The organism is Amycolatopsis sp. NPDC023774, assembly GCF_040639695.1.
In the GTDB taxonomy this organism is placed as follows: Bacteria; Actinomycetota; Actinomycetes; order Mycobacteriales; family Pseudonocardiaceae; genus Amycolatopsis.
This window is the reverse complement of sequence record NZ_JBFAAJ010000002.1, coordinates 559,551-583,586: the sequence shown is the minus strand read 5'-3', so window position 1 is coordinate 583,586 and position 24,036 is coordinate 559,551. Positions and strand designations below refer to the sequence as shown.

General features: G+C 70.9%; 18 protein-coding genes and 1 pseudogene. 5 read left to right on the top strand and 14 right to left on the bottom strand.

What is annotated here, in order from left to right; all coding sequences use genetic code 11:
• Positions 1–2 precede the first annotated feature (2 nt).
• From AB0F91_RS08870 to AB0F91_RS08860, 3 genes are read right to left on the bottom strand one after another with little or no spacing between them, the layout of a single operon-like run.
• The gene (locus tag AB0F91_RS08870) at positions 3–479 is read right to left on the bottom strand and encodes a hypothetical protein (RefSeq protein ID WP_360596067.1); all 477 of its coding nucleotides are present in this window, start codon (positions 477–479) and stop codon (positions 3–5) included.
• The gene (locus AB0F91_RS08865) at positions 476–1,912 is read right to left on the bottom strand and encodes an ATP-binding protein (protein ID WP_360596065.1); all 1,437 of its coding nucleotides are present in this window, start codon (positions 1,910–1,912) and stop codon (positions 476–478) included. The genes AB0F91_RS08870 and AB0F91_RS08865 overlap by 4 nt, the downstream gene beginning before the upstream one ends.
• Entirely contained in the window at positions 1,909–2,604 is a 696-nt protein-coding gene (locus AB0F91_RS08860; RefSeq protein ID WP_360596063.1) for a response regulator transcription factor, read from the bottom strand. Before AB0F91_RS08860 ends, AB0F91_RS08865 begins: the two co-directional genes overlap by 4 nt.
• Positions 2,605–2,828: 224 nt before the next feature.
• Here AB0F91_RS08860 and AB0F91_RS08855 point away from each other — a divergent pair, with 224 nt between their 5' ends.
• Positions 2,829–3,374, top strand: coding sequence for a D-alanyl-D-alanine carboxypeptidase (locus tag AB0F91_RS08855; protein ID WP_360596062.1), 546 nt, complete (start codon positions 2,829–2,831; stop codon positions 3,372–3,374).
• Here AB0F91_RS08855 and AB0F91_RS08850 read toward each other — a convergent pair.
• On the bottom strand, positions 3,358–3,849 hold the full coding sequence (locus AB0F91_RS08850; RefSeq protein WP_360596060.1) for an emopamil-binding family protein: 492 nt from the start codon (positions 3,847–3,849) through the stop codon (positions 3,358–3,360). The two genes, AB0F91_RS08855 and AB0F91_RS08850, sit on opposite strands and share 17 nt — an antisense overlap.
• 53 nt (positions 3,850–3,902) lie before the next feature.
• Between AB0F91_RS08850 and AB0F91_RS08845 the strand changes: the two genes are divergently transcribed.
• The gene (locus AB0F91_RS08845) at positions 3,903–4,715 is read left to right on the top strand and encodes a DUF1295 domain-containing protein (protein ID WP_360596059.1); all 813 of its coding nucleotides are present in this window, start codon (positions 3,903–3,905) and stop codon (positions 4,713–4,715) included.
• A 982-nt stretch (positions 4,716–5,697) separates the two neighbouring features.
• Here AB0F91_RS08845 and AB0F91_RS08840 read toward each other — a convergent pair.
• The 4 genes from AB0F91_RS08840 to AB0F91_RS08825 form a co-directional block, all read right to left on the bottom strand.
• Entirely contained in the window at positions 5,698–6,066 is a 369-nt protein-coding gene (locus AB0F91_RS08840) for a hypothetical protein (RefSeq protein ID WP_360596058.1), read from the bottom strand.
• Between the two features lie 163 nt (positions 6,067–6,229).
• Positions 6,230–6,754 carry a DUF6069 family protein gene (locus AB0F91_RS08835; RefSeq protein ID WP_360596290.1) on the bottom strand — a complete coding sequence of 175 codons (525 nt, stop codon included), beginning with the start codon at positions 6,752–6,754 and terminating at the stop codon, positions 6,230–6,232.
• Between the two features lie 23 nt (positions 6,755–6,777).
• Positions 6,778–7,389 carry an HdeD family acid-resistance protein gene (locus AB0F91_RS08830; RefSeq protein ID WP_360596056.1) on the bottom strand — a complete coding sequence of 204 codons (612 nt, stop codon included), beginning with the start codon at positions 7,387–7,389 and terminating at the stop codon, positions 6,778–6,780.
• 109 nt (positions 7,390–7,498) lie between these two features.
• Positions 7,499–8,635, bottom strand: coding sequence for a cytochrome P450 (locus AB0F91_RS08825; RefSeq protein WP_360596054.1), 1,137 nt, complete (start codon positions 8,633–8,635; stop codon positions 7,499–7,501).
• 91 nt (positions 8,636–8,726) lie between these two features.
• Here AB0F91_RS08825 and AB0F91_RS08820 point away from each other — a divergent pair, with 91 nt between their 5' ends.
• Positions 8,727–9,779, top strand: a complete 1,053-nt coding sequence (locus AB0F91_RS08820) for a helix-turn-helix domain-containing protein (protein ID WP_360596053.1) — start codon at positions 8,727–8,729, stop codon at positions 9,777–9,779.
• A 17-nt stretch (positions 9,780–9,796) separates the two neighbouring features.
• Here AB0F91_RS08820 and AB0F91_RS08815 read toward each other — a convergent pair whose 3' ends face one another.
• On the bottom strand, positions 9,797–10,969 hold the full coding sequence (locus AB0F91_RS08815) for an epoxide hydrolase family protein (protein ID WP_360596051.1): 1,173 nt from the start codon (positions 10,967–10,969) through the stop codon (positions 9,797–9,799).
• 81 nt (positions 10,970–11,050) lie between these two features.
• Here AB0F91_RS08815 and AB0F91_RS08810 point away from each other — a divergent pair, with 81 nt between their 5' ends.
• The gene (locus tag AB0F91_RS08810) at positions 11,051–11,626 is read left to right on the top strand and encodes a CGNR zinc finger domain-containing protein (protein WP_360596050.1); all 576 of its coding nucleotides are present in this window, start codon (positions 11,051–11,053) and stop codon (positions 11,624–11,626) included.
• A gap of 79 nt (positions 11,627–11,705) precedes the next feature.
• On the opposite strand, the gene AB0F91_RS08805 is transcribed toward AB0F91_RS08810, so the two are convergent.
• The 5 genes and pseudogenes from AB0F91_RS08805 to AB0F91_RS08785 form a co-directional block, all read right to left on the bottom strand.
• Positions 11,706–15,140, bottom strand: a complete 3,435-nt coding sequence (locus tag AB0F91_RS08805) for a S8 family serine peptidase (RefSeq protein ID WP_360596048.1) — start codon at positions 15,138–15,140, stop codon at positions 11,706–11,708.
• A 217-nt stretch (positions 15,141–15,357) separates the two neighbouring features.
• A complete protein-coding gene (locus tag AB0F91_RS08800) occupies positions 15,358–16,578 on the bottom strand; it encodes an MFS transporter (RefSeq protein WP_360596046.1) in 1,221 nt (406 codons plus the stop codon).
• Complete coding sequence (locus tag AB0F91_RS08795; RefSeq protein ID WP_360596045.1) at positions 16,575–17,219, bottom strand: GntR family transcriptional regulator; 645 nt, start codon at positions 17,217–17,219, stop codon at positions 16,575–16,577. Before AB0F91_RS08795 ends, AB0F91_RS08800 begins: the two co-directional genes overlap by 4 nt.
• Positions 17,220–17,274: 55 nt before the next feature.
• On the bottom strand, positions 17,275–18,339 hold the full coding sequence (locus tag AB0F91_RS08790) for a hypothetical protein (RefSeq protein WP_360596305.1): 1,065 nt from the start codon (positions 18,337–18,339) through the stop codon (positions 17,275–17,277).
• Positions 18,340–18,830: 491 nt separating this feature from the next.
• Positions 18,831–19,118, bottom strand: a pseudogene (locus AB0F91_RS08785) (glycoside hydrolase family 2 protein); the annotation flags it as partial.
• 751 nt (positions 19,119–19,869) lie between these two features.
• Here AB0F91_RS08785 and AB0F91_RS08780 point away from each other — a divergent pair.
• Complete coding sequence (locus AB0F91_RS08780) at positions 19,870–23,916, top strand: carboxypeptidase regulatory-like domain-containing protein (RefSeq protein ID WP_360596044.1); 4,047 nt, start codon at positions 19,870–19,872, stop codon at positions 23,914–23,916.
• Positions 23,917–24,036: the final 120 nt, after the last annotated feature.

Sequence of the window (24,036 nt, the reverse complement as noted above, 5' to 3'; positions counted from 1 at the left end):
GCTCAGCCGCAGCGTTCGCCGCTGCGGACGTTGCCCCCGCCGACGAGCGTGAACACGCTGCCGTCCGGGGCGTCGCGCAGGTGCAGCGTGCACACGATCTGCGACACGGCCAAGGCAGACAGCGCCTGCACGTCCGTGGCCAGCCGCACGGTGATCTCCGACGCCGAGACCGCCACCGCGGCCGGCAGGGCGGACTGTGGGACCTCGGTGGTGAGGCCGGACGCCTTCTCCGCAGACGTCGGGCCTTGCACCAGCGCGTCGATCAGCGCGGCCCCGGTCTGGACCAGACCGGGGCGCTGGACCTGGACGACCGTGCCGTCGGCCACCAGGTAGATCGAGCTGACCCCCGGTGTCCCGGGCATGGTGGACGGCGGGCCGCTCGGCGCTTCGCCGCCCGAGATCGCGCCGCTCGGCTGCACGCCGCATGCCGTGGCGGCCAGCGCGACCAGCACGAGGGCCGCCGCGGCGCGCCGGATCACGCGTCACCGCCGGGGTTCAGCGGGAGCCGCAGTGTGAAGATCGCACCGCCGTGCGGACGGTTGGCCGCGGTGAGCTCACCGCCGTGCAGCTTGGCGTTCTCCCACGCGATCGCGAGCCCGAGGCCACTGCCCTCGGAGCGGCTGCGTGCGGTGTCGGCCTTGTAGAAGCGGTCGAACACGTGGGGGAGCACCTCCTCCTTCAGCCCCGGGCCCTCGTCGGTGACCTCGATCATGAGCGATTCCTCCGTCGCGCTCAACCTCAGCCGGACGGGCGGCGCTCCGTGGCGCAGCGCGTTGCCCACGAGGTTCGCGACGACCACGTCGAGCCGGCGCGGGTCGAGCCGCGCGCGCACGCCCGACGGCAGCTCTGTGGCCACCGCGTCGACCCAGCCGCGGGCGCGCAGGGTGGCGCCGATCGCCTCGGCGACGTCCACCTCGTCGAGCGCGAGCGACGCGGACCCGGAGTCGAAGCGGGTGACCTCGATGAGGTCATTGACCAGCCGGGTGAGGTTGTGGGTCTCCTGGCTCACCAGCCGCACCGCGCGCCCGGCGATCTCGGGCAGGCCGGCGACCTCAGCCTCGAGCACCTCGGTGACCGCGGTCATCGCGGCGAGCGGGGTGCGCAGCTCGTGCGACACGTCGGCCACGAACCGCCGCGCGTCCGACTCCATGCGTTCGAGCTCGCCGACGTGGTGCTGCAGCGACTCCGCCGTGGTGTTGAACGTCCTGCCGACCTCGGCGAGCTCGTCGGTCCCGTGGATGGTCAAGCGCGTGTCCAGGTCGCCCTCGCCGAGGCGGTGCGCCGCGCGGCGCAGCTCGCGCACCGGCCCGAGCACGCTGCGGGCGGCCGCGAGCGCCAGCAGCAGCGCCAGGACCACCGCGCCGGTGCCGGTCAGCCACGCGCTGCGGGCCAGCGTGGCGATGTCCGCGCTCTCGGTCTCCAGCGGCTCGAGCACGTAGATCTCGATCCCGGACGGTTCCGTCACGTGCGATTTGCTGGTCGTGAGCCGCAGCTGGGTGCCGATCAGCAGCCGGGTCTCGCCACCGACGTCCACCCGCTGCCAGGCGATCTTGCCCTGGTCCACGAACTCCCTGAGCTCATGCGAGATCAGGGCCCCGTCCAGACTGCCGCCGGAGACCGTGCCCGCGGTCACGAGCGCGGTGGAGTCGCGGTCCGCGAGCTTGCCCGCGGCGTTGAGGAGCATGTCCGTCGACGGCTGGCCCGCGGGCAGCGGGTAGAGCAGCTGGATGCGGCTGCGCAGCTCCAGCACCGCGTTGTCCTGGGTGTTCTTCAGGATGGTGTTGCGCGCGGTCCGGTAGCCGAACCCGGCGACGGCGATGGTCGTGAGCACGCTCAGCAGCACGAACGCGCGCAGCAGCCGCGTGCGAAGCCCCCAGCCAGGCCAGAGCTTCCGGAGCCGGGCGCCGGTCACAGGGGCCCGAAGCGGTACCCGAACCCGCGCAGGGTCTGCACGTACACCGGGGCCGCGGCGTCGTCCTCGATCTTCGCGCGCAGCCGCTGCACGCACGCGTCGACGAGTCGCGAGTCGCCCAGGTAGCCCTGATCCCACACGGATTCCAGCAGCTGCTGGCGGCTGAGCACCCGGCCTGGCGACGCGGACAGCTCCAGCAGCAGCCGCATTTCCGTGGGCGCGAGGCCGACGGGCCGGCCGTGCTTGGTCACGACGAGCCCGTCGCGGTCGATGGTGAGGTCGCCGTGGCGCTCGACCTCGGGTTTCGGGGTGCCCGCCTGGCGCTGCTCGCCGCCGGTGCGCCGCAGCACGGCCTTGATCCGCGCCTCGAGCACGCGCGGCTGGGCGGGCTTCACCACATAGTCGTCGGCCCCGGCTTCGAGCCCGGCGACCACGTCGATGTCGTCGTTGCGCGCGGTGAGCATGATGATCGGCAGGTCACCGGTCGCCCGGATGCGCCGGCACACCTCGAACCCGTCCATCCCGGGCAGCATCAGGTCGAGCACGACGACGTCGGCCGGGTCCGCGCTCAGCCGCGCGAGCCCTTCCTCGCCGCTTTCCACCGCGTCGACGGTGTGACCCTGGTAGGTCAGCGCGATCTGCAGGCCGTCTCGCACGGCCTGGTCGTCTTCGATCAACAGCACCCGGGGCATGTCTCCCACTATCGCAGCGCACTTCCGCGCCCGCCCGTCCGGATTCCCCGGACAGTCCACAGCGGACACCTCCCCGAGAGGATCCGCGTCCGGTCTCATCGCGCGGTGCGCGGAATGTCATGGTTGCGTAACAGCCCCGTCCGTGCGCAGCTGTTACAAAACTGTCGGGGTCCGCGGACAAGACCCCGACCATCGGCGCACACGGGGCCGCGACCGTGGACACCATGACCGAACTGCTCCGCTCCCGTGCCGCGGCCTACGCGGTGGCCGCCCGGCTGCTGGCCGTGCTGCTGCTGCCGGTGGCCTTCGTGCGTTCGCCCTGCCACGCCCGCCGGCTCGCCTGCCAGTGGGCGCTCGCGCTGCGCTACCCGGCGGAGGACTTGGCGGGCCTCACGGCCGCGGCGCGCGAAGCGTTCGTGGCGGCGCGCACCGACGCGTTCTGGCGCGACGGGCAGCTGATTGGCCTCACCTCCGGCCACCGCGACGCCGCCCGGCAGCACGCGATGTTCACCGCCGAAGTGCGGCGCACGGGGTCGGTCTGGGCGGCCCGCCGTCTCGTGCTGCCGCCCGAGGAGTCGGCCCACGTCGGCGGTTTCGCGCTCGACGTGCGGCCCACGGAGGGCGCGGCGTGGCTGGAACGCCACGGCGCCGCGTACCACCTGCACCGCCGCTACGACAACGAGTGGTGGCATTTCGAGTACCACGCCGACACGCTCCCGATCCGCCTGCCGCACCCGGGCGCGGCCGTGCTGGTCAGAACCGCCGGGTGAACGGTATCGGCTTGCGCATGCGGATCAGCAGGAGCAGGGGCACGAGGACGTACCAGATGTTGAAGGCCAGGAACTTGACCGGGTTGCCCGTGCGCATCGCCGGGTCACCGAAGAACTCCACGCCGAACACGACCACGCCCGTTAGCGTGACGATCATCGTCGCGTAGATCACCGCGAAGAGCTGGATCCAGTTCTTGCCGGCGAGCAGGCACACGACGAGCACTACGTAGAACGGCATGTACACGAACGCCGAGAGTCCCGTGATGATCCGCATCCAGTCCGGCGGGTGCATGAAGAGGATGTCGGCGTCGTGGGCGTACCAGTAGTTGGAGTTCACGATGAAGTTGTCCGACGGGCGCGAGAAGTCGACGCCCACGGTCGGCAGCAGGTCACTGATGAGCGAGGTGATCGTGAACGCGGCGAACACGATCGCGAAGAAGATGTCGATCCCGCGTCGGCGCAGCGGCAGGTTCATGCGATGATCCTAAGCGGACGGCTCGGGCCGTACTCGGGCAGTAGAGTGCGGGCATGAACGCGTTCCAGGTCTGCCTCTGCGTCTTCGCGGGTGTCTGCGCCCTGTGCTGGGTGCTCTCGGTCGTCACGCGCGAGTACTCGTGGGTGGATCGGATCTGGTCCCTGGTGCCCGTGGCGTACGTCGCGATCTTCGCCGCTTTCGCAGGCTTCGCCGACGCGCGCTTGGACGTGATGTTCGTCCTCGTGCTGCTTTGGGGTTCGCGCCTCACCTTCAACTTCGCCCGCAAGGGCGGCTACGCCCGCGGCGGCGAGGACTACCGCTGGGTGGTGCTGCGCGGGAAGATGGCGCCCTGGCAGTTCCAGGTCTTCAACTTCTTCTTCATCACGATCTACCAGAACGCGATTCTGCTGCTGATCACGCTCCCGGCGTGGACGGCTGGGGAGCATCGCTCACCGTTCGGTGTGGGTGATGCGATCGTGGCCGTGATCTTCGTCGCCTGCCTGGTGGGGGAGACGGTCGCGGATCAGCAGCAGTGGAACTTCCACCAGTGGAAGAAGGGTGAGCAGACTGCCGGGCGGGTGCCTTCGCCGCGGTTCCTGCAGACTGGTCTGTTCCGCTTCTCGCGGCACCCGAACTTCTTCTTCGAACAGGCGCAGTGGTGGCTGGTGTTCGTGTTCGGCGCGCTGGCTTTCGAAGGAATCCCTTGGACGATCGCGGGCGCGGTCCTGCTGACCCTGCTGTTCGTGGGGTCGACGATCTTCACGGAGTCGATCACCCGGGGGCGGTACCCGGAGTATGCGGAGTACCAGAAGCGGACTTCGGCTGTCGTGCCTTGGGTTCCGCGAGGCCGGGTTTCGGTGGGTTGATTCTCGGCTTTCGTCGGCGAACTCGATGTCGTCCGCCCGCGACTGCGGTGGCCGGTAGGGCATTCCGTCGAGCCGGGCACCCTCGAACCTGAGGTCACCGTCGAACGCGGCGCCGACGAACGCCGTGCAGCTGGCGGACGATAACCGTTCGAACCACGCCCGCTCCCTGTACCTCGCGGGTGAAGCTCGTGGGGCCGAAGTACGCGCTCTGCACGGCCACGTCCTCGTCGAACACCGGCGCGACCACGAATCCCGCTCGGTTGAAGTTGGCACTGCGCGGGAAAGGGCGCCGTCGAACCGGGGTGGTGCCGGTGAAGAGGGCATTGTCGAACCGCGCGTTGTGGGCGAACCGGGCGCTGCGGGGCGCCGTGGCGCCTGCGAACTCGGTGGCTTCGAAGCGGGCTTCGCCGCGGAACTGGGCGTTCTCGAATCGAGTGCTGCCCTTGGACGTGGCCCGGGTGAAACGCGTCGCCTCCGAAAGTGGCGCCGTCCAACCGGGTGGTGCAGGTGAACCGCACCTCGTGGGACCAGTCGTCCTCGGCGAAGCGCGTGCCGGCGAAGCGGGCGTTGTGGCGCTCGCAGCCGTTGGACCCGGGAAATCGATGTGCACCGCGCCGGAGAGCTCGAGCTCGATGCCCGCCCAGACCGGTCGTCTTCGTCGGCCGGCACGAGCTGCCGCACGAGCAGGCACTGCGCCGTCAGCCGCACTTCGCGTTCCTGCAATTGGTCGCGGTCGCCGGGCTTTCGTGTAGAGCCCGTTGATGCGCCGTTCGGTGGTGTCGTGCCGGTCGGCCTGTTCCCGGAGCCGCAGTTCGGCGCGCTTGGTCGCCAGGTCGTGTTCGGTGGTCTGCTGCCGCCTCGCCGCGAGCACCAGGGCCAGGGCGCTGCCAGTGCCCACCACGATCGTCCCGATGTGGCCGCGTCTCCCGGAAAACGGGAGGCTCAGGCGGGCGGCACCGCGACGAACGTCCTCACTGGACACTCACTTGGTGAACGAAACCCCCAACCCGCCACCGCCCGTTTGCGGCGCACCCACCGGGCGGACCGTCACCTGTGGCCGGTCCCGGTCGGGAGCCGGGCGCTGCGGAGTGGCGGGTCGCGACGAAGGTGGCGGGGTGACCGAAGAAGGCGGCGTTCCCGTGACCGTGAACGTCGCGGTGGCCACGCGGCCGTCGGAGCAGGGGAACGTGGCCGTGTACGCGCCGGGGCGGGTGGTGGCGGTGCTGGTGCCCCCGGCGCGGCCCCAGTTACCGCCGGTGGACCAGCGGAGGGGGACGGCGAAACCGGGTGAGGTGACGGGGCCGGAGGGGGTGCAGCCGTTGCCTTGGGCGGCATACGTTTCCGCGTGCATTTCGCCACCCGGCGCCACTTCCGAGAGCCACAGGGACCAGCCGACGTCACCGGGTGCCGTAAGCGATGCGCCACCAGGGCCGCGCCCGTGAGAAATTCCGTGAACATGTCGTCCTCCCCGAGACTGTGTGCGGAACACGTCCGGGGAGGACGGGTGGTTGCCTCTAACGGTCGTAGAAGTTCGACGGTGGCTCGTTCCACTGCTGCGTCGGCGCGTCGGGACGCGTGGAGCGCTTGCGCCGGTGCAGCGTGCGCGCGTTGGCCGCCATGCTGTTCACCACGATGGCGATCACCAAGCCGATCACGAGGTTGATCGCGGCCGTCGCGTATTTGGCGCTGGTCTCGACCGTCAACGTCAGCGGCAGAACCACCGCGATGAGCGTCACGAGCACCATGATCCAGCCGAAGAACTGGCTGGGCGCGGGCGTCGCGACACTCAGCAGGTGCATGAGGCCCGTGGCGAGCAGCGCGGCGGCCGCGGCGGCGAGGGCGTACGTGGTGGTGCTGACGCTGCCCCACGCGCCCTCGCCCTTGGGGGCGAGCACGGGGACGTCGAAGATGCCGCGGGCGATGAGCAGCCCGACGATGGCGACGAGCGCCGCCACTACCGCCGTGGCGACGCCGCCCGCCCACAGCCGCGCCGCGTCGATGCCGGGTCGGGCGTCCTGGTCGTACGGGTTCTGCGCCATCACGGATCCCTCCGTCAACGAAGCTATCCCCCTCGATTGTCGTCCTCAGCGGGCTCGTTCGCCTGCTCGAGTTTTGCGACGCGCCGCAAGCGGAACGACAGGACGACGAGCATGATCCCGTACAGCAGCGCGTAGATGCCCACGAGCAAGGCGATTCCGAACGCCCCCGCGATCGGGTGGATGAGCACCAGCACCCCCGCGATGACCGACACCGCGCCGGCCACGATGAGGAACGCCTCGCCTGCGATCTGCTTGCGCAGGCGGATCGCGGCGACGATCTCGGCGACGCCTGTGACCACCGCCCACGCCCCCACGAGCGTCGCCAGCACGAGGATGGTCGCGCCGGGCCACACCAGCGCGAGCACCCCCGCGGCGAGCCCGAGCACGCCCAGCAACGCGTACGCGAGCCGGTGCGCGCCGTCGCCCGGGCGGAACGCCTGCATGAACGCACCGATCGCGTCCACGAGCGCGTACACGCCGAAGACCAACGCCAGCGCCAGCACCGTGAGGCCCGGCCAGATCAGCGCGATCACGCCGAACACCACCGCCAGCACACCCCGGACGAGCACCAGCGGCCACGTCTGCCGCGGGTCCATCACGAGACCACCGGCCCCAGCGGAGATGTGTGCGGACATGCTTTCCTCCCGAGCACGATGCTGACCTGGGAAAACGTTAGCAGCGCAGGAAGATCGAAGCACCGCTTCGTTGTTCACCCGATCGGTGACGAAGTGTCCGAAGAGGACGTCAGAAGCTCACCGGCAGCGCCGCGAGCCGCCACGTGCCGGGGTCGGGAGCGCGCCGCACGTCGCCCAGGCGCAGCGCGGAAAAGCGCTCCAGCAAACCCCGCAACGCCACCTCCGCCTCCACCCGCGCGAGCGCCGCGCCGAGGCAGAAGTGGGGCCCGTACGCGAACCCGAGGTGCCCGCCCTCGGTGCGGCGCACGTCGAGACGATCGGGATCGGTGAATACGCGCGGATCGCGGTTGGCCGACGCGATAGCGCCCGACACGGGCTCGCCCGCCCGGATCGCGACTCCGTGCAGCGAAAGGTCCTCGGTGGCTTGCCTCGGAATCGTCAGCAGCTGAGGTCCGCACCACCGCATCAGTTCCTCGACCGCCGTCGGCCACAGCTCGGGTTCCGCGCGCAGCACGGCGAGCTGGTCCGGATGAGTGAGCAGAGTTTCGATGGCGTTGGCGACGAAGTTCGCCGGCGTCTGCCCCGCGAGCACGAGCTGCCAGACGAGGGTGACGAGTTCGGGTTCGGACAACCCGTCCGTGCCGGCCAGCAGTTCGAGGAACTCGCTCGCCGGTGGCGCGGTGAGCTCGCGCGCGCCGTCGATGATGCCGGGCACTGCGGCGGCGAAGCTCTCGCCCGAGCCGGCGACCACGTTCTGGCCGTACTCGTGCCAGCGCGGCCGATCCCCCTCGGGTACGCCGACGAGCTCGCAGATCACCTCCATCGGCAACGGCTGTGCGAACCCGGCCAGCAGGTCGGCGCCGTCGGCGGGGAGGCCGTCGAGCAGCTTGTCGACGATCAGTTCGATCCGCGGCCGGAAGTCCGCCGCGCGGCGCGCCGTGAAGGCGGGGGAGACGAGGCCGCGCAGCCGCCGGTGCTCCGCGCCTTCCATCTCCTGCATGGTCCGCAGGTACGGCCGGCAGTGCTCGGGCACGTCGAGCGCCTGGTAACTGCCGGGGCCGAGCGCGAAGCGCGGGTCGGTGAGCATTGCGCGCGCGTCCGCGAGGCGGGTGAGCACCCACAGGGGGCCGAAGCCGGGGCCGACGAGTTTGGCCACGGGGCCGTGCTCGCGGGCGGCGCCGTAGACGGCGAACGGGTCGCGGTGGACCGCGGGGTCGGTCAGGTCGATCTCGGGTACGTCGGACACCGGCACTCCTCATTCTGGATGGTGAAATCAGATGGTCTCATCATATGTACCTGAGCGCTATCGTGACCAGCACGGGAGCACGAGGAGGACGATGGCCCGGCTGACCAGAGCGGAGGCTCAGGAGCTCAACCGCGCGAAGGTGCTCGCCGCCGCGCGCGACGAGTTCACCGAGCGGGGTTTCCGAGAGGCGAAGATCGACGCGATCGCCGAACGCGCCGAGCTCACCCGCGGTGCCGTCTACTCGAACTTCCCCGGCAAACGAGCGCTGTACTTCGCGGTGCTCGCGGAGGAGGCCGAGCGTGTCGCCGCTGAGCCCCTGGCTGCGGACCCCGGTCTCACCGCCGCGGAGGCCCTGGGCGCCCTCGCCCGCGCCTGGGTCGCCCGTCTGCCGCTCGCCACCGACCCCGGCTCACGCCTCGGCGTGGACCTCGGGCCGGAGATCCTCGCCGACGAGCTCACCCACCGTCCGTACGCCCAGCTGTTGCGCTTCGAAGCCATCGTCCTCGGCCTGGCCCTCGAGCGGCTCGCCCCGTCCGCCGGCCGCCTCGTGCGCGTCGCAGAACTCGCGCTGACCACGTTGCACGGTGCGACCGGCCTCGCCGGCGCCGCACCGGGTTTCGGGGAACCGTTCAACGTCGTGCGCGCCTGCGAAGCCCTGCCGGCGCTGGGGTTGGCCGACACCTGGCCCGAGGTGCCGCCGATCGTGGCGCACGCGCAACCCGTGGACGAGCCCTGGGTACCGCCTGCTGCGTTCGACTCGCTGCGGTCGCAACCGGCCGAGCTGCCCGGCGACGGCGTGGTCGCGATTCTCGGGCTGCACCGGCTTTCCGCCGCGGAGGAGGCCGTGCGGGCCGCACCTTCGGCCACCACGGTGACGGTCGCGGTGGTCACCGGCTCGGCACCGGAGCTGGCGCCGTTGACGCATCTCGCGCTCGCTCAGCTGCGCGGTCACCTGCGCAGCGCTTTCCCGGCGTCGGCGTGGCCGCGGCTGCAGGTACTGCGCGACGACACGGGCGCGGTCGCGTCGGCGGCCGGGGTCTCGGCGGTGAGCGACGCGACGGAAACGGCCGTGCGGATCACTTCCGGGCGTGTGGTGCGCCGCGCCGAAGGCTTTGGCGCCTGTCACGCCGCGGCGACCGGCTGAGAGAAACCCAGCCGGGTTCACCGATGGGCGGCCAGCACTGCCGCGAGGCCCTCCTGGAGATCTCGGACGAAATACCCGGGAACCTCCAGCGACGGGAAATGGCCGCCGGTTTCAGGTGACCTCCATCGGACGATCTGCCGGTACCGCTCCTGTGCCCAGGGGCGCGGACACTTCTCGACGTCGCGGGGATACATCGTGAGCGCCGACGGGACGTCGACCCGAAGTTCGGGATCGAGCGAGTTGTGGCTTTCGTAGTAAATGCGGGCCGCCGATGCGCCGGTCCGCGTCAGCCAATACAGGGTCACGTCGTCAAGAATTCTGTCTCGGGAAATCGTCTCGAACGGGCTGTCTTCGGTGTCCGACCACTCGGCGAACTTGTCCAGGATCCAGGCAAGAAGCCCGACCGGTGAGTCGACGAGCGAGTAGCCGATGGTCTGCGGCCGGGTCGCCTGCTGCTTCGCGTACGCCCCGCGGTGGCGCCAGAAATCGCGGGTTTCCTCGATCCACTCGCGTTCGACCGCCGTCAGCCCGTCCGTGGCCAATCCGGGCGGTCCCTCCGCGAACGTCGTGTGGATGCCGAGAACGTGCTCCGGGAACCTGCCGCCGAGAACCGTGGTGATATTGCCTCCCCAGTCGCCGCCGTGGGCGGCGAATTCGCGGTAGCCGAGCCTGCCCATCAGTTCCACCCAGGCGGCCGCGATCTTTTCGGTTCCCCACCCGGTGGTGGCCGGCTTGTCGCTGTAACCGAAGCCTGGTAACGACGGGACCACGACGTGGAACGCCGGCGCGTCCGCATCTTTCGGATCTGCCAGCTCGTCCACCGCATCGACGAACCGAGCAATGCTGTCTGGCCACCCGTGCGTCAAGATCAGGGGAGTGGCATCCGCACGCGCGGATCGGCGGTGCAGGAAGTGGATTCCCAGATCGTCGATGGTCGTGCGGAACTGGCCGATCCGGTTGAGGCGCTCTTCGAACGACCGCCAGTCGTACCCGGTGCGCCAGTAGTCCACGACATCGACGAGGTCGGCGAGGGGAACGCCCTGGTCCCATCGGCGAGGGCCGGGCGCGCCGCGGCGGACCGTCTCGGCCTCCGGGAGCCGCGCCGCGGCCAGTCGCGCGCGCAGATCGTGGAGTTCGGCGTCCGGTGCGTGGGCTTCGAATGCGTGCACGTCGCTGGTGGGACGGGGCATGAGACCTCCTGCCATCGCGGAACCGGCTTAGACGGTTCTAGCAGGCCTCTGTGGCAGAGTGCAACCTGCTAAGGTGGTTCCATGCGTGCCGAGTTCCCCGACTTTCGCCTCGGTACCGTGCTGGCGACCAGCTTCACGGGGACTCTGACGGAGCGTCGTGGCAACGCTGTGGAGCGCATCCCCACGCCGCAGCGACTCGTCGACTGGCTGGCGGTGAACGGCCTCGCCGTGGACTCCTGCACCGCCGCCCAGCTTGAACTCGCCCGGGAACTGAGGGAGTCGATTCACGGCGCCGCGACCGCGGCCGCGATCCAGGACGCTCTTCCTGCGTCTGCTGTCCAGGTCATCAATGACCGCAGCGCTCAGGGCCGGGCCGCGGCCATCCTGACGCCCGAGGGTGAGCGGCGATGGCGGCTCAGCTCGGCATCCTGCGTGGAAGACGCCCTCAGCGTGATCGCCGCCGACGCGATCAGCATCATCGCGGGCGAACGAGACGGAAAGCTGGCGTTGTGCGCATCGCCGACCTGCCAAGCCGCCTTCTTCGACACCAGCCAAAGCCGCACCCGCAGATGGTGTGACATGAACACGTGCGGGAATCGCCAGAAGAAGGCACGCTTCAACGCCAACCGGCTCAAGAACTCCGGATCAGCGGATTGATCCTTCATCTGCGATGAGCGAAGACAACCGGGCCACCAGTCCGAAGAGGACTGACGGCCCGGTTGTCCTGTTGCGACACTCAGCCGATCTTGTAGCTGTAGGGCAGTGTTGCGATCACTTCACCGGTGCCGACCTGCGGGAGGCCCGTCGCGCCGGTCGGGAGGGTCGGCACGGTCACCAGGTTGAGGTGGCCGGTCACCGACGCGCCCCGCTTGCCCGACGGCGTGATCGTCACGGTGACGGTCACCGTCTGGCCCGGGTGGACGAGCAGCGGTGTGCCGCCCGTGCCGTTCGGGTCCACGGACTGGTCGTACGGGTCGCCGGTGGACGACGTCACCGCGGAGTCGAAGCCCGCGGTCTTGATCGACGCCGTGTAGGAGGCGTGGCCGGCCGGGGCACCCGACGGGCCGAACGGACCGATCTCCTGCACGTCGGCGAACCAGATGCCCTTGGTGACGTAGCCCTGCTTCTCGCCGATCGTCGCGACGGACACGGTGCTGCCGGCCTGCGCGGCCTTCAGGTCACCGAGCACGTCGATGCCCGCGGCGGAACCCTGGAGTTCCACCTGAGCCGGCACCGAAGACGACGTGGCGACGGTGAACTTGCTCGTGTCCGGGGGGATCGAGTACACCGGCGCGTTGGTACCGAGCTCGGGCAGATCGACCTCGGTCGAGCCCTGGATGGGCTGCGGCTGCAGGGTCTGCTGCGCGTTCGTCCGCGCGTCCACGCCGATTGCGATCGGCTCGACGCCGGTGTTGCGAACCGTCACCGGCACCTTGACGGCCTGGCCGGCGGCCAGCTTCTTCGCGGCCGAGTTCGGCAGCGCCGGAGCGCTCACCACGACCTGGTCGAAGCCCACCGTGCCGGTGAACGGCTGCTCGATCTGCTTGCCCGTCACCGGGTTCTGCACCACGACCACGAAGTGCCAGCGGCCCGGCAGCGGGTTCGCGTCCGTGAGCTGCAGCGTGGTGCCCTGCGACAGCTGCGTCGCGGAGCTGAGGAACACGTTGCTGTTCACGTCGGCGAGCTCACCGTTCGGGTCCACGAGCACACCGTCGACGACGGTGCCCGGGTCCTGCAGCTTCACCGCGACGTCGAGGTCCTTCTTACCCTTGGGCACGTCGAACTCGTAGCTGAACGTCTGCGCCGGCGAGACCGCCCGCGCGTTGCCGCCAGTGATCGTGCCGCCGAAGGAACCCGCGCCGTTCTCGGTCGGGATCAGGGCGCGCAGCACGGCCGACACGGTGGTCTGGTGGCCGTCGGAGCTGCCGAACGTGATCGAGTAGTCCGCGTCGCCCCCAGTTGCCGGGGTCTGCAGCGACACCTTCACCGGCTTGGTCTGGCCCGGCTTCAGCGACAGCACGGCCGGCGAGACCTGGCCGTACGGGACCGCCCGCTGCGTCGACGTGGCGAGCTGGATGTTGCCGGTGTAACCGGTCGGGCCACCCGCCGAGTACAGCACCGCGGTCCACGTGCCCGCGACGGGGTGCGTGACGTCCACGTTGGCGTAGTTCGCCGTCGCCGCGCCACCCTGCGGGCGGCTGTTGGCCACGAACGTGCCGTCCGGCGCCAGCAGCGACACGCGCACGACCGGCGTCACCGACTGGCCGTTCACAGTCTTCGGACTGCCCTGCCAGGCCATCCGCGCGAGCAGTCGCTGCGCACCGGCCGGCACGGAGAACGTGACCTTCTTGTACGCCCAGTCCGTGCCGTTGTAGTACGGGAACGTCGGCAGCTTCGTCGAGTCGAACGCGGTGGTCTGCGTCTGCGCCGAAAGCGACGCGAACGAGCGCGTGCCCGCCGTGACCGTCAGCGGCTTGCTGCCGACGTTGGTCACGTTGACCGTGGCCTTCTGCGTGCTGCCCGGCGCGCCTTCCAGCGTGAGCTGGTCGGCCGACAGGGCGATGTTCGACGAGACACCGGCCGGCGCGCCGGAAGTGCCGGGCGAGGTCAGCGCCGCCTCCACGGCCGCGTGCGCGTCGAGCAGGCCGGAGCCCTGCTCGTCGGCGGGCAGGCCGAGGTCGCGCGTGGTGCCGGTGATGAACTGCTTCACCTGCGCGGGCGTCGGCGACGCGCCGTGGTGGGTGCCGCGGTAGGCCTGGATCACCAGCGCCGCGACACCCGCGGTCAGTGGGGCCGCCTCACTGGTGCCACCGAAGGACTCGAGGTCGGTCGGCTGCGGCACGGTCTTGAAGTCGCGGCATTCGGCGTACGCGGGCGCGCAGTCGGCCCAGTTGCCCTCGCCCGGGGCGACCAGGTCGATGGTGCGCCCGTTCTGAGTGATGCCCGACGACGACAGCGCGGAGATGTTGTCGCTCGTCCACTTCCCGTTGGAGAACGGGAACGCCGCGTAGGTGGTCTGCGCGTAGAGCCGGTTGTCCGTGGTCGCGCCGGCGGAGATCACCAGCGGGTCGGTGGCCGGGCTGCCGATGGTCGAGGTGATGCCCGCGTCGCCGCTGGAGGCGGTGACGGTGACGCCCGCGGCCACGGCCTCGTCGTTGAACACCTGGAACAGGTTGCGCGAGCTCGCGTCCGGGTACTGGTTCAGACCCAGCGACTCGTTGATCACGTCGACGTGGTCGACGGTCACCGCGTAGTCGATCGCCTGCAGCACCGCGGAGTTCGTGGCGGTGGCCCCGAACACGTTGAGTCCCACCAGGCTCGCGCCCGGCGAAACGCCCTTCACCACGATGTTGCAGCCCGCGGGCAGCGGGTGCTTCTCGTTCACGAACTTCGACAGGTCGTGCACCACCACACCCTGCGCGGCGATGGACGACGCGTCGCCGAAGGCCTCGGCGCCGGACTCGGTCGTGCCGGGGCCGTCGCCGGAGAAGTCCTGGTAGTCGGAGAAGACGTGGGAGCCGTCGGGACGGATGAAGTCCGCGTAGTTCGGGTCCATGTTGTCCGCGAGGAACGCGACCTTCACGCCCGAGCCGTCGGCGAGGTCCGAGGCGGCCGTGGACCCGTCGGTGCTGTACGCGTGGATCGAGGTCAGCGCCTCGGGCTCCAGCAACGGCTTCGCCGGGTCGCTCGGGCAGATCGCGTTCGGGTCCTGGTTCTGCGCCGTGCCGCCGCCGGCCTGGGGCGCGCCGGCGTCCGCGTTCTTCCCCGAGGAACCGGCGTCGGGCAGCGTGACCTTGCTGTCCGGCAGCACCTGCGCCACGGCCGGGTCGGCCGCCAGCTGCGCCGCCTGGTCCGGCGTCACCGTGGCGGAGAACGCGTTGCCCAGCGCGAAGTGCTTGACCTTGGCCGGTGCCGTGCCGGCCAGCTTGGCCAGCACCGACTCCTGCTGCTGGGTCGCCTTGGCCCGCCGGGTGCCTGAAGCCGCCTTGGTGGCCGGCGCGTCGGGCAACTGGTCCTTGAGGACCACGATCACCGATTGCGGTGCGGTGCTCGCCTGAGCGGTGGGTGCGGCGACGGCGGCCTGACTGCCGACCTGGGTGACCCCGGCCAGCGCCAGACCGCCTGTCGCGGCTATGACGAGCGCGCGAACGGATCGCGAGGAACGCCGCATGTGCAGCTCCCACTTCCTTCTCGAAGGGTTCGAAAGTTACCGGCCCCGACGAAATCGAGCACGGTCGTGCCGGCCCGATTTCCCATGCCGGAGAACTATTTCGCGCACCTCGACGATCCACAAGCGACAATAGTGGTGAAGATATCCGCGCAAATGGGACACCATTTCCGGAATGCCCGGAATCGGTGTCCCATTTGTCGGTGAAGCGAATTCCCGCTCAGGTCACGGGAAGGTGACTGCGGGAGTTTCGGGCAACCGTCAGTGTCCCCGCGAACGCCACCACCGCGAGGCAGCCGAGCAACATCGGGTAGCTTGCGAACCCGCTGAGCGCCGCGAGCAGCGACGGCAGCAGGAATCCGATGTAGGCCAGCGCGTAGTACACGCCGGTCAGCTGGGCGATTTCCTCGGGCCGCGCGAGCCGTTGCAGCTCCAGCAGTCCGGACACCACGACGATGCCGTACGCGGTGCCGAGCACCACGGCCGTGAGCAGCGCGAGCCACGGCGAACGCAGGTCCGCGGCCACGGCGGCGAGGACCAGGCCAGTGCACATCACGGTCATTCCGGTGAGCACCGCGCGGGCGCTGGTGGTCCGGTCCACGCGTTTGGCGATCGGCTGGATCCCGACGCCCGCGCCGATCGCGCACACCGTCAGCAGCGTTGAGTAGGCGAGTGACCACGAACCGAGTTTGTCCTGCACCAGCTGCGGCATGATCGCGTACGCGACACCGCACGAGCCGAAGATCCACGGCGCCATCGGCAGGATGATCCGGCGGAACCGCGGGTGCCGGGTCGTCACGGGCAGCCGGCTCAGCGCCGGCTTGCGGCTTTCGACGCCGAGAGTCTCCGGGCTGCGCGGGATGAACGGCAGGGCGAGCAGGGCCAGTCCGATGTGGACGGCGAACGGCAGCACCATCGGCCACGGCCCCCACTGCGCGAGCACTCCGGCGGCACCGGGTCCGATGCCGAGCCCGAGCGTCAGGCACAGGGCCGCGCGCCGGGTGCCGAGGTCGGCCGCGCCGCGCGGGTCGGCGTCGGCGAGCTCCTTGATCCACGTGGAGCCCACGGCCATCGCGGCCGCCACGGCCACGCCGGTGAGGAACCGGCCCGCGGCGATCCAGCCGGCGCCTTCCGGGCCGAGCGCGATCAGCACGCTCGCGAGCAGCGACAGCACGGTGCCGGCGAGCATCACGGGCCGGCGACCGTAGCGATTGGACAGTCCACCCGAGAGCAACAGGCCCGGCACCAGCCCGACCACGTACGCGCCCAGCAGCGCGTCGACGGTGAAGGTGGAGTAGCCGGCTTCCTTGTACATCACCAGGAGCGGAGTGAACTGGTTGCCGCCCCAGCCGACCACGAACACCGCGGCGGCGGCGCCGAACCAGGCCGGGCGCGCGGTGGCTTCGCGGGGGAGCGGGGTGCTTTCGGCGGTGGCGGTCATCGGCGGTGCACCAGGTCCAGGTGGGCGCGCAGCGCGGGGCCGAACGCGCCGCCGTCGGCGCGCTCGATGATGCCGAGCAGGTCCTCGTGCTCGCGCAGCACCACGGGCAGCACGTCCGGGATCGGGCGCAGCGCGTGCACGTTCATGCGGCGCTGCCGGTCGGCGAGCGTGGCGTAGAAGTCGAGCAGCAACGCGTTGCCGCCGGCCGCGACGATGGTGCGGTGGAACAGTTCGTCGGCTTCGGCGAACCCGTGCAGGTCACCGGAGTCCGCGTGGCCGCGCTGCGTGTCCAGCACCGCCCGCAGCTGCTCCAGCGCGTCCGGGATGAGGTCGGGCCGGCGCACGAGGCGGCGCACGGCCGCGCCTTCCACGGCCTCCCGCGCGTCGAGCACGTCCTCGGCCTCACCCGGCGGCACGGGCACCACCACGGCGCCGCGCTTCGGGATCAGGTTGAGGAACCCCTCGACCTGCAGGCGCAGGAACGCCTCGCGCACGGGCGTGCGGCTCACCCCGAGCCGCTCGGCGATCTCCCCTTCGCTGAACAGGTGCCCACCGGGGAGCTCGCCCGTGAGGACGAGCTCCTTCGTGAGCCGGTACGCGCGGTCGGCGGCGCCGGGCGCGGTGTACTTGGCAGGTGTCACGCCCGCGAAGCTAGCATGCGTCCAAGCTTGTATCTAAGACCTTGTGACCTGCGGCTCACTCGATCCAGTGCAGCACGGGAGCCGATGTCAGCGCACCTGGCCGGAGCGTGGCCGCGGTCTCGACGGTGAAGGTCGCGGACTCGCCGGGCAGCAGCGTCACGAGGGCGAAGTCCACGGTCGCGTCGGGGGCGAGGCGGTCGGGGAACAGGCAGACGTCGCGCATGAGCGTGTCGGCGACGACGGTGACCTCGTAGCCACCGTCGAAGCCGGTGACGGACTGCGTGAACTCGGCTTGGGGGTAGGCGATGTCCTTGTCCTCGGCGAAGAACCAGAACGCACGCTCGTCGCCGGCGTCGGCCACGAGGAACTCGCGCGTCGGGTCGACGGCGGCGAACTCGGGGCCGAGCGCGGTGCCGGGCGCGACCGAGGCCGACGCCAGCTCCTCGCCGGTCACGGACATCCGCCGCACGCCGACCGCCTCCGGGGCGAAGCCGAGCGCGAAGACGGTGAGGCCTTCGGGGCGCGGCTGGATCGTGAGCAGCTCGTCGGCGTAGACCTCGCGCAGCGCGTACCACAGGGGCTTCGGCCGCCCGGCGCCGTCGACCGCGGCCCACGACGTGACGGGCCAGCAGTCGTTGAGCTGCCACACGATCGCGCCCATGCAGCGCGGCGCGTGCGAGCGGTAGTGCTCCACGGCCAGCCGGATCGCGCGCGTCTGGTTGACCTGGTTGAGGAAGTGCCAGTCGTCGAACGTCTCCGGCTCGGCGAAGTGCGGGGCGAGGCCGCGGGCGAGCTTTCCGTTGCCGTCGAAGGCTTTCTGGTGGTGCAGCACCCCAGGGGAGTCGGCGGCGAGCGGCTCGTCGTGCACGGCCTCGGTGAGCGTCGCGAACGTCGGCGGCGCCTGCCAGCCGAACTCGGACACGAATCGCGGCACGGTGTCGCGGTAGCCGAGGTAGTCGCGCTCGTTCCACATGTCCCACACGTGCTGGCAGCCGTAGTCGGGGTCCAGTGCGTCGCGCTCCGGCGAGAGCGCCCACGGGCTGCCCGGCACGTACGGCCGCGTCGGATCCAGCTCGCCGACGACCGCGGGCAGCAGCTTCTCGTAGAACGTGGCGCCCACGGCTGCCCGGCCAGGCGCTCCTGCCAGTCCCAGTGGAACCAGCCGAGGTAGTTCTCGTTGTTGCCGCACCACAGCACCAGCGACGGGTGCGGCGCGAGCCGGACCACGTTCTCGCGCGCCTCGGCCTCGACCTCGTCGGCCAGCACGTCCTCGGGGTAAGGCATGCAGGCGAACGGGAAGTCCTGCCACACGAGCACGCCCTCGCGGTCGCATTCGGCGTAGAACTCGTCGCTCTCGAAGATCCCGCCGCCCCACACGCGCAGGAGGTCGATGTTCACGTCCTTCGCCTGCTCGATGCGGCGGGCGTAGCGCTGTGCGTCGACGCGGTGGGGGAAGCAGTCGTCGGGGATCCAGTTGGCGCCGCGGGTGAACAACGGCGTGCCGTTGACCGACAGGGTGAACGCGCCGTCGGCGGTGTCGAGCGTGACGCTGCGGAAGCCGATCTCGCGGGTCCAGGTGTCGAGCACGGTGCCGTCGGCGGCCACGAGTGTCACCTCCAGCGGGTACAGCGGCTGCTCGCCGAGCGTGTGCGGCCACCACAGCTCAGGCGACGGCACGCGCGCGGTGTCGCCGGTCGCCTCGACGCCGGCCACGCGGATGCGCACGGTGCCTTCGCCCTCGACCTCGGTGCGGACCGTGACCACGCCGTCGGTGCCGTCGACGGTGATCACCGGGCGGACCGCCGCGAGCCGGCCCGTGGTGACCTCCAGGCGCGCCGGGCGCCAGAGTCCGGCGGTGACGAGCGAGGGCCCCCAGTCCCAGCCGAAATTGCAGGCCATCTTGCGGATGAAGTTCGACGGCTCGCCATCGTTGGTGCGCGGCAGCGGGTGGGCCTTGGCGCGTGCGCGGGCGTAGCGCACGGCGGAGGCGAAGGTGACCGACAGCTCGTTGCCCTCGGACCGCAGCTCACCGGTGGGGAAGCGGTACGAGCGATGCATGTTCTCGGTTTCGCCGAGCACGCGGCCGTTGAGCTCGATCTTGGCGACGGTGTCGAGGCCGTCGAACGCGAGCGCGGCTGCGCCGGCGGCGTCCGGGCGGTCGAACTCGGTCTCGTAGCGCCAGTCCGTGAGCCCGATCCACTGCACGAGGTCCTCGTTGCGGTCGAGGTACGGGTCGGGGATCAGGCCGGCGGCGAGCAGGTCGGTGTGCACCGATCCGGGTACGGTCGCCGGCACCCCGGCGCGCAGCGGGTCCACCAGCTCGGCCGGCACCTCGCCCAGGTCGCCGGTCGCCCGCACCGTCCACCGCGTCAGGTCCATCCGCATGCCTTGCAGTCCTCTCTCCGGGCCTGTCCGCGCGATGACGCCCTGTCTCGTCGTTGTCCACCGCCACGAGGGACCGCGAACGCGCTGCTCTCAATGGTCTGAACCATTGCTCTGTTCGCCGCGCGGAGGTCCCGGACATCGGGAAAATCCTGATCCTGTCCGGCCTTCTGTCCGTTCGGGCGTGATCGTTCACGAGGCGGCGCTGCCAGAATTCCGCGACGTCGGGTGAGCAGCCGACCGCGGTTCGTCAGCGAAAGGGACGCGCATGTCGTTCGCCAAAGCGGCACTGAAGATCCTCCTCACGTTCCTCCTGGCGGTGGTCGCGTCCGCGGTGGTGCCGGCAGCGGCTCAGGCCGCGCCGGCCGCCGCCACAGGTCCGGTGGTCGGGCGCAAGGCGTGCCCGGAGGAGCCGAGACCCGGGGAGGTCACGTGCTTCGCGCTGTTCCGCGCAGATGCGCACGGGATGCAGCGTGCCGCGGCCCCGCAGGGCTACGGCCCGGCGGACCTCGCCGGCGCGTACGAGCTCCCGACCGCCACGGGCGGCGACGGGATGACGGTCGCGATCGTCGACGCCTACGACACCCCCGACGCGGAAGCCGAGATGGGCGTGTACCGCGCGCAGTTCGGCCTGCCCCCGTGCACGGTCGCGAACGGCTGCTTCACGCGCGTGGACCAGCGGGGCGGGCAGGACTTCCCGACCGGGAACAGCGGCTGGCAGCAGGAGACGATGCTCGACCTCGACATGGTCTCGGCCGTCTGCCCGCGCTGCCACATCCTGCTCGTCGAGGCCGACGACTCGCTGGTGCCGAACATGGGCGCCGCGGTGAACCGGGCCGTCGCCATGGGTGCGAAGTTCGTGTCCAACAGCTACGGCGCCGACGAGGACCCGGCTGAGCTCGACCTCGACGAGGCCTACTACGACCACCCCGGCGTCGTGGTCACCGCGAGCTCCGGCGATTACGGCTACGGGCCGCAGTTCCCGGCCGCCTCGCCGCACGTGACGTCCGTCGGCGGCACCTCGCTCTACCGCGACGCGAACGCCCGCGGCTGGCGCGAGACGGTGTGGTCCGGCACCGGCAGCGGCTGTTCCGCGTACGAGCCGAAGCCCCCGGCACAAACGGACGCCGGCTGTGCCAACCGGACCATCGCCGACGTCTCGGCGGTCGCGGACCTCGCCACCGGGGTAGCGGTGTTCGTGCACGGCGCGTGGGGTCTCGCGGGTGGCACGAGCGCGTCGTCGCCGATCGTCGCGGCGGCCTACGCGCTGGCCGGCGCGCCCGCGCCGGGCACCTACCCGAACGCGCTGCCGTACCGCTCCGGCGCGACCTTCAACGACGTCACCGAAGGCGCCAACGGCACCTGCGCGTCGGCGTACCTCTGCACTGCCGGCCCCGGCTTCGACGGGCCGACGGGCCTGGGCACCCCACGCGGCATCTCAGCCTTCACGCCGGGCGCGACCGGCCTCGTCTCCGGCACGGTCCGCGACTCCGCGGGCGCGCCGCTGGCCGGCGCGCTGGTGAAAGCGGGTGACCTCACCACCGCGGTGGACGCCGAGGGCCACTACACCCTGGGCGTCCCCGTGGGCACCTACGCGGTGACCGCGAGCAAGTTCTCCTACCGCGACAGCACTGCCGACAGCGTGACCGTCGAAACCGGCAAGACCGCGACCGCCGACTTCACACTGGCGGCCGTGCCTTCGGTTCAGCTCAACGGGACCGTGCGCGACGGCAGCGGCCACGGCTGGCCGGTGGCCGCGCACGTCCAGGTCGCCGGGCAGCCGACCACGGCCGTGCGGACGGATCCGCTCACCGGGCGGTACTCGATGACCGTGCCCGAAGGCGCGACCTACTCCGTGCAGGTCGACCCGGACTACCCCGGTTACCTGCCCGGCTCCGCGTCCGTGCCGGTCGGCGACACCGCCGCCACGCACGACGCTTCGGTCACGGTCGACCCCGTGACCTGCGGTGCGCCCGGCTACGCCAACCGGTTCACGGGCGACACGCAGGACTTCGAGGCGCCCTCGACATGGCAGGTGGTGAACAACCTCGGCGACGGCGCGGCCACCTGGGCGTTCGACAACCCCGCCGGCCGCGACAACCTCACCGGCGGCACCGGCGCGTTCGCCACCGTGGACAGCAACTCGATCGGCGGTGACCAGGACACGTCGTTGGTCAGCCCGGTTGTCGACCTGAGCGGCACGGCGAACCCGACCGTGCGGTTCGCGAGCGACTACCAGGGCACCCAGGGCCAGCAGGCGGCCGTGGACTTCACGACCGACGGCGGCGTCACCTGGACCACCGTGTGGCAGCACGGCAGCGACACCCTGGCCGGACCGTCGACGCAGGTCGTGCCGCTGCCCGGCGCGGGCGGCAAGAAGGCCGTGCAGGTGCGCTTCCACTACCGCGACCAGCTGTTCGGCTTCTGGTGGCAGGTCGACGACGTGCTGATCGGCGACCACGCGTGCGATGTCGTGCCCGGCGGGCTCGTCACCGGCACGGTGCACGACCACGTGACCGGCGCCGCGCTCGGCGGGGCCTCGGTGGACAGCGTCGACCGGCCCGCCGAGGGCGCGACGACGCAGGCCGACGGCTCGTACTGGTTCTTCTCGAGCGTCACCGGCAGCCACCCGGTCACCGCGTCGGCCACGAACTTCGTGCCGGGCACGCAGAACACCGTGGTCGCACCCGACGCAGTGACCCCGGCCGACTTCCTGCTCGACGCCGGCCGACTCGAGGTGACCAGCGGCGCGGTAACCAAAACCGTGGCCTGGCAAGGAAAGGCGACCACGAACGTCAAGGTGCGCAACACCGGCACGGCACCCGTGGACGTGCGGCTGAACCCGTCGTCCGGCGCGTTCACGCCGGCCGTGGTGCACTCGGCGCCGCTGCAGCGGATCAAGGGCGACTTCAGCACGGGACCGTTGCTGGGGCACGTGAAGCAGGCCGCGCCCGCGGAGCTGCCGGCGGCCGGCGACGCGTGGCAGACCGTGGCCGACTACCCGACGAAGATCATGGACAACGGCGTGGCGACCGTGAACGGGAAGGTGTACTCCTTCACCGGCCTCAACGGCGCGGAGCTGACGACCAAGAACTTCGTCTACGACCCGGCCACGCTCGCGTGGACCCCGATCGCCGACCTCGCGACTCCGCGGGAAACCCCCGCGGTGGCGGCGGTCGGCACGAAGATCTACGTGACCGGCGGCTGGGCCGACGGCAGCATCCCCGTGACGAACACGGACATCTACGACACCGCCACCGACACGTGGACCACGGGCGCGCCGATGCCCGCGGCCACCTCCGCGATGGGCGTCGCCGTGGCCGGCGGGCGGATCTACACGGTCGGCGGCTGCGACGGCGGCAACTGCGGTGTCACGCGGGTGCAGGTCTACGACCCGGGCGTGGACGAGTGGTCGGCGGGCCCGGCGCTGCCCGCGCCGATCGGCTGGACCAACTGCGGCACCATCGCCGGCTCGATCTACTGCGCCGGCGGCGTCAGCGGCCTGGACAACCTGAAGACCGCGTACAAGCTCGATGTCGAGAAGGGCACGTGGTCGCGCGTGGCCGACCTGCCGGTGCAGATGTGGGGCTCGGCCTCGACCGTCGCGAATGGACAGTTGCTGCTCTCGGGCGGCATCGCCGACGGTGAGCTCACCAACGCGGGCTACGCGTACGACCCGGCGTCCAACCAGTGGTCGGCGCTGCCGAACTCGAACGAGACGCTGTTCCGCGGCGGCAGCACCTGCGGCTTCTACCGCATCGGCGGCTCGGCGAACGCGAGTTTCAACCCGACCAGCCACGACCTGCTGCTGCCGGGCTACGGCGAATGCGCGGAGTACCTGTCGATCCCGTGGCTGTCGACCACGCCGTCGGCGACCACGATCGCGCCGGGCACGACGGCGACGTTCGCGGTGACGCTCGACGCGAACGTCGCGGCGATCACCCAGCCGGGCACGTACACGGCGCAGCTGGTCGTCGGGGCGCAGGTGCCGAAGGCGGTGGCCGCGATCCCGGTGTCGTTCACGGTGCAGCCGCCGGCGACGTGGAGCAAACTGACCGGCACCGTCACCGGCGCCCGTTGCGGGGCGACAGCGGGTCCGCTCGCCGCGGTGACCGTGCAGGTCGACAGCTGGGCGGCGAGCTACACGCTCAAGACCGACGCCGCGGGCCACTACACGCTGTGGCTCGATCGCCGGAACAACCCGCTCACGCTCATCGCGGCGCGCGACGGCTGGCAGCCCCAGACGCGCAGCGTCAAACTGGTCAAGGGACAGGCGGTGACGGCGGACTTCGTCCTCAAGCCGGCCGGCTGCTGAGCTCGAGCTTCAAGCGCCCCAATGCGGCGTGGGGGGGGGGGGCGGGCCCCCAACCCCCACCAGTGGTGGGGGGGGGCCCCAAACCCCCCCAGGGGGTGGGGGTGGTGGTGTTGATGTTTA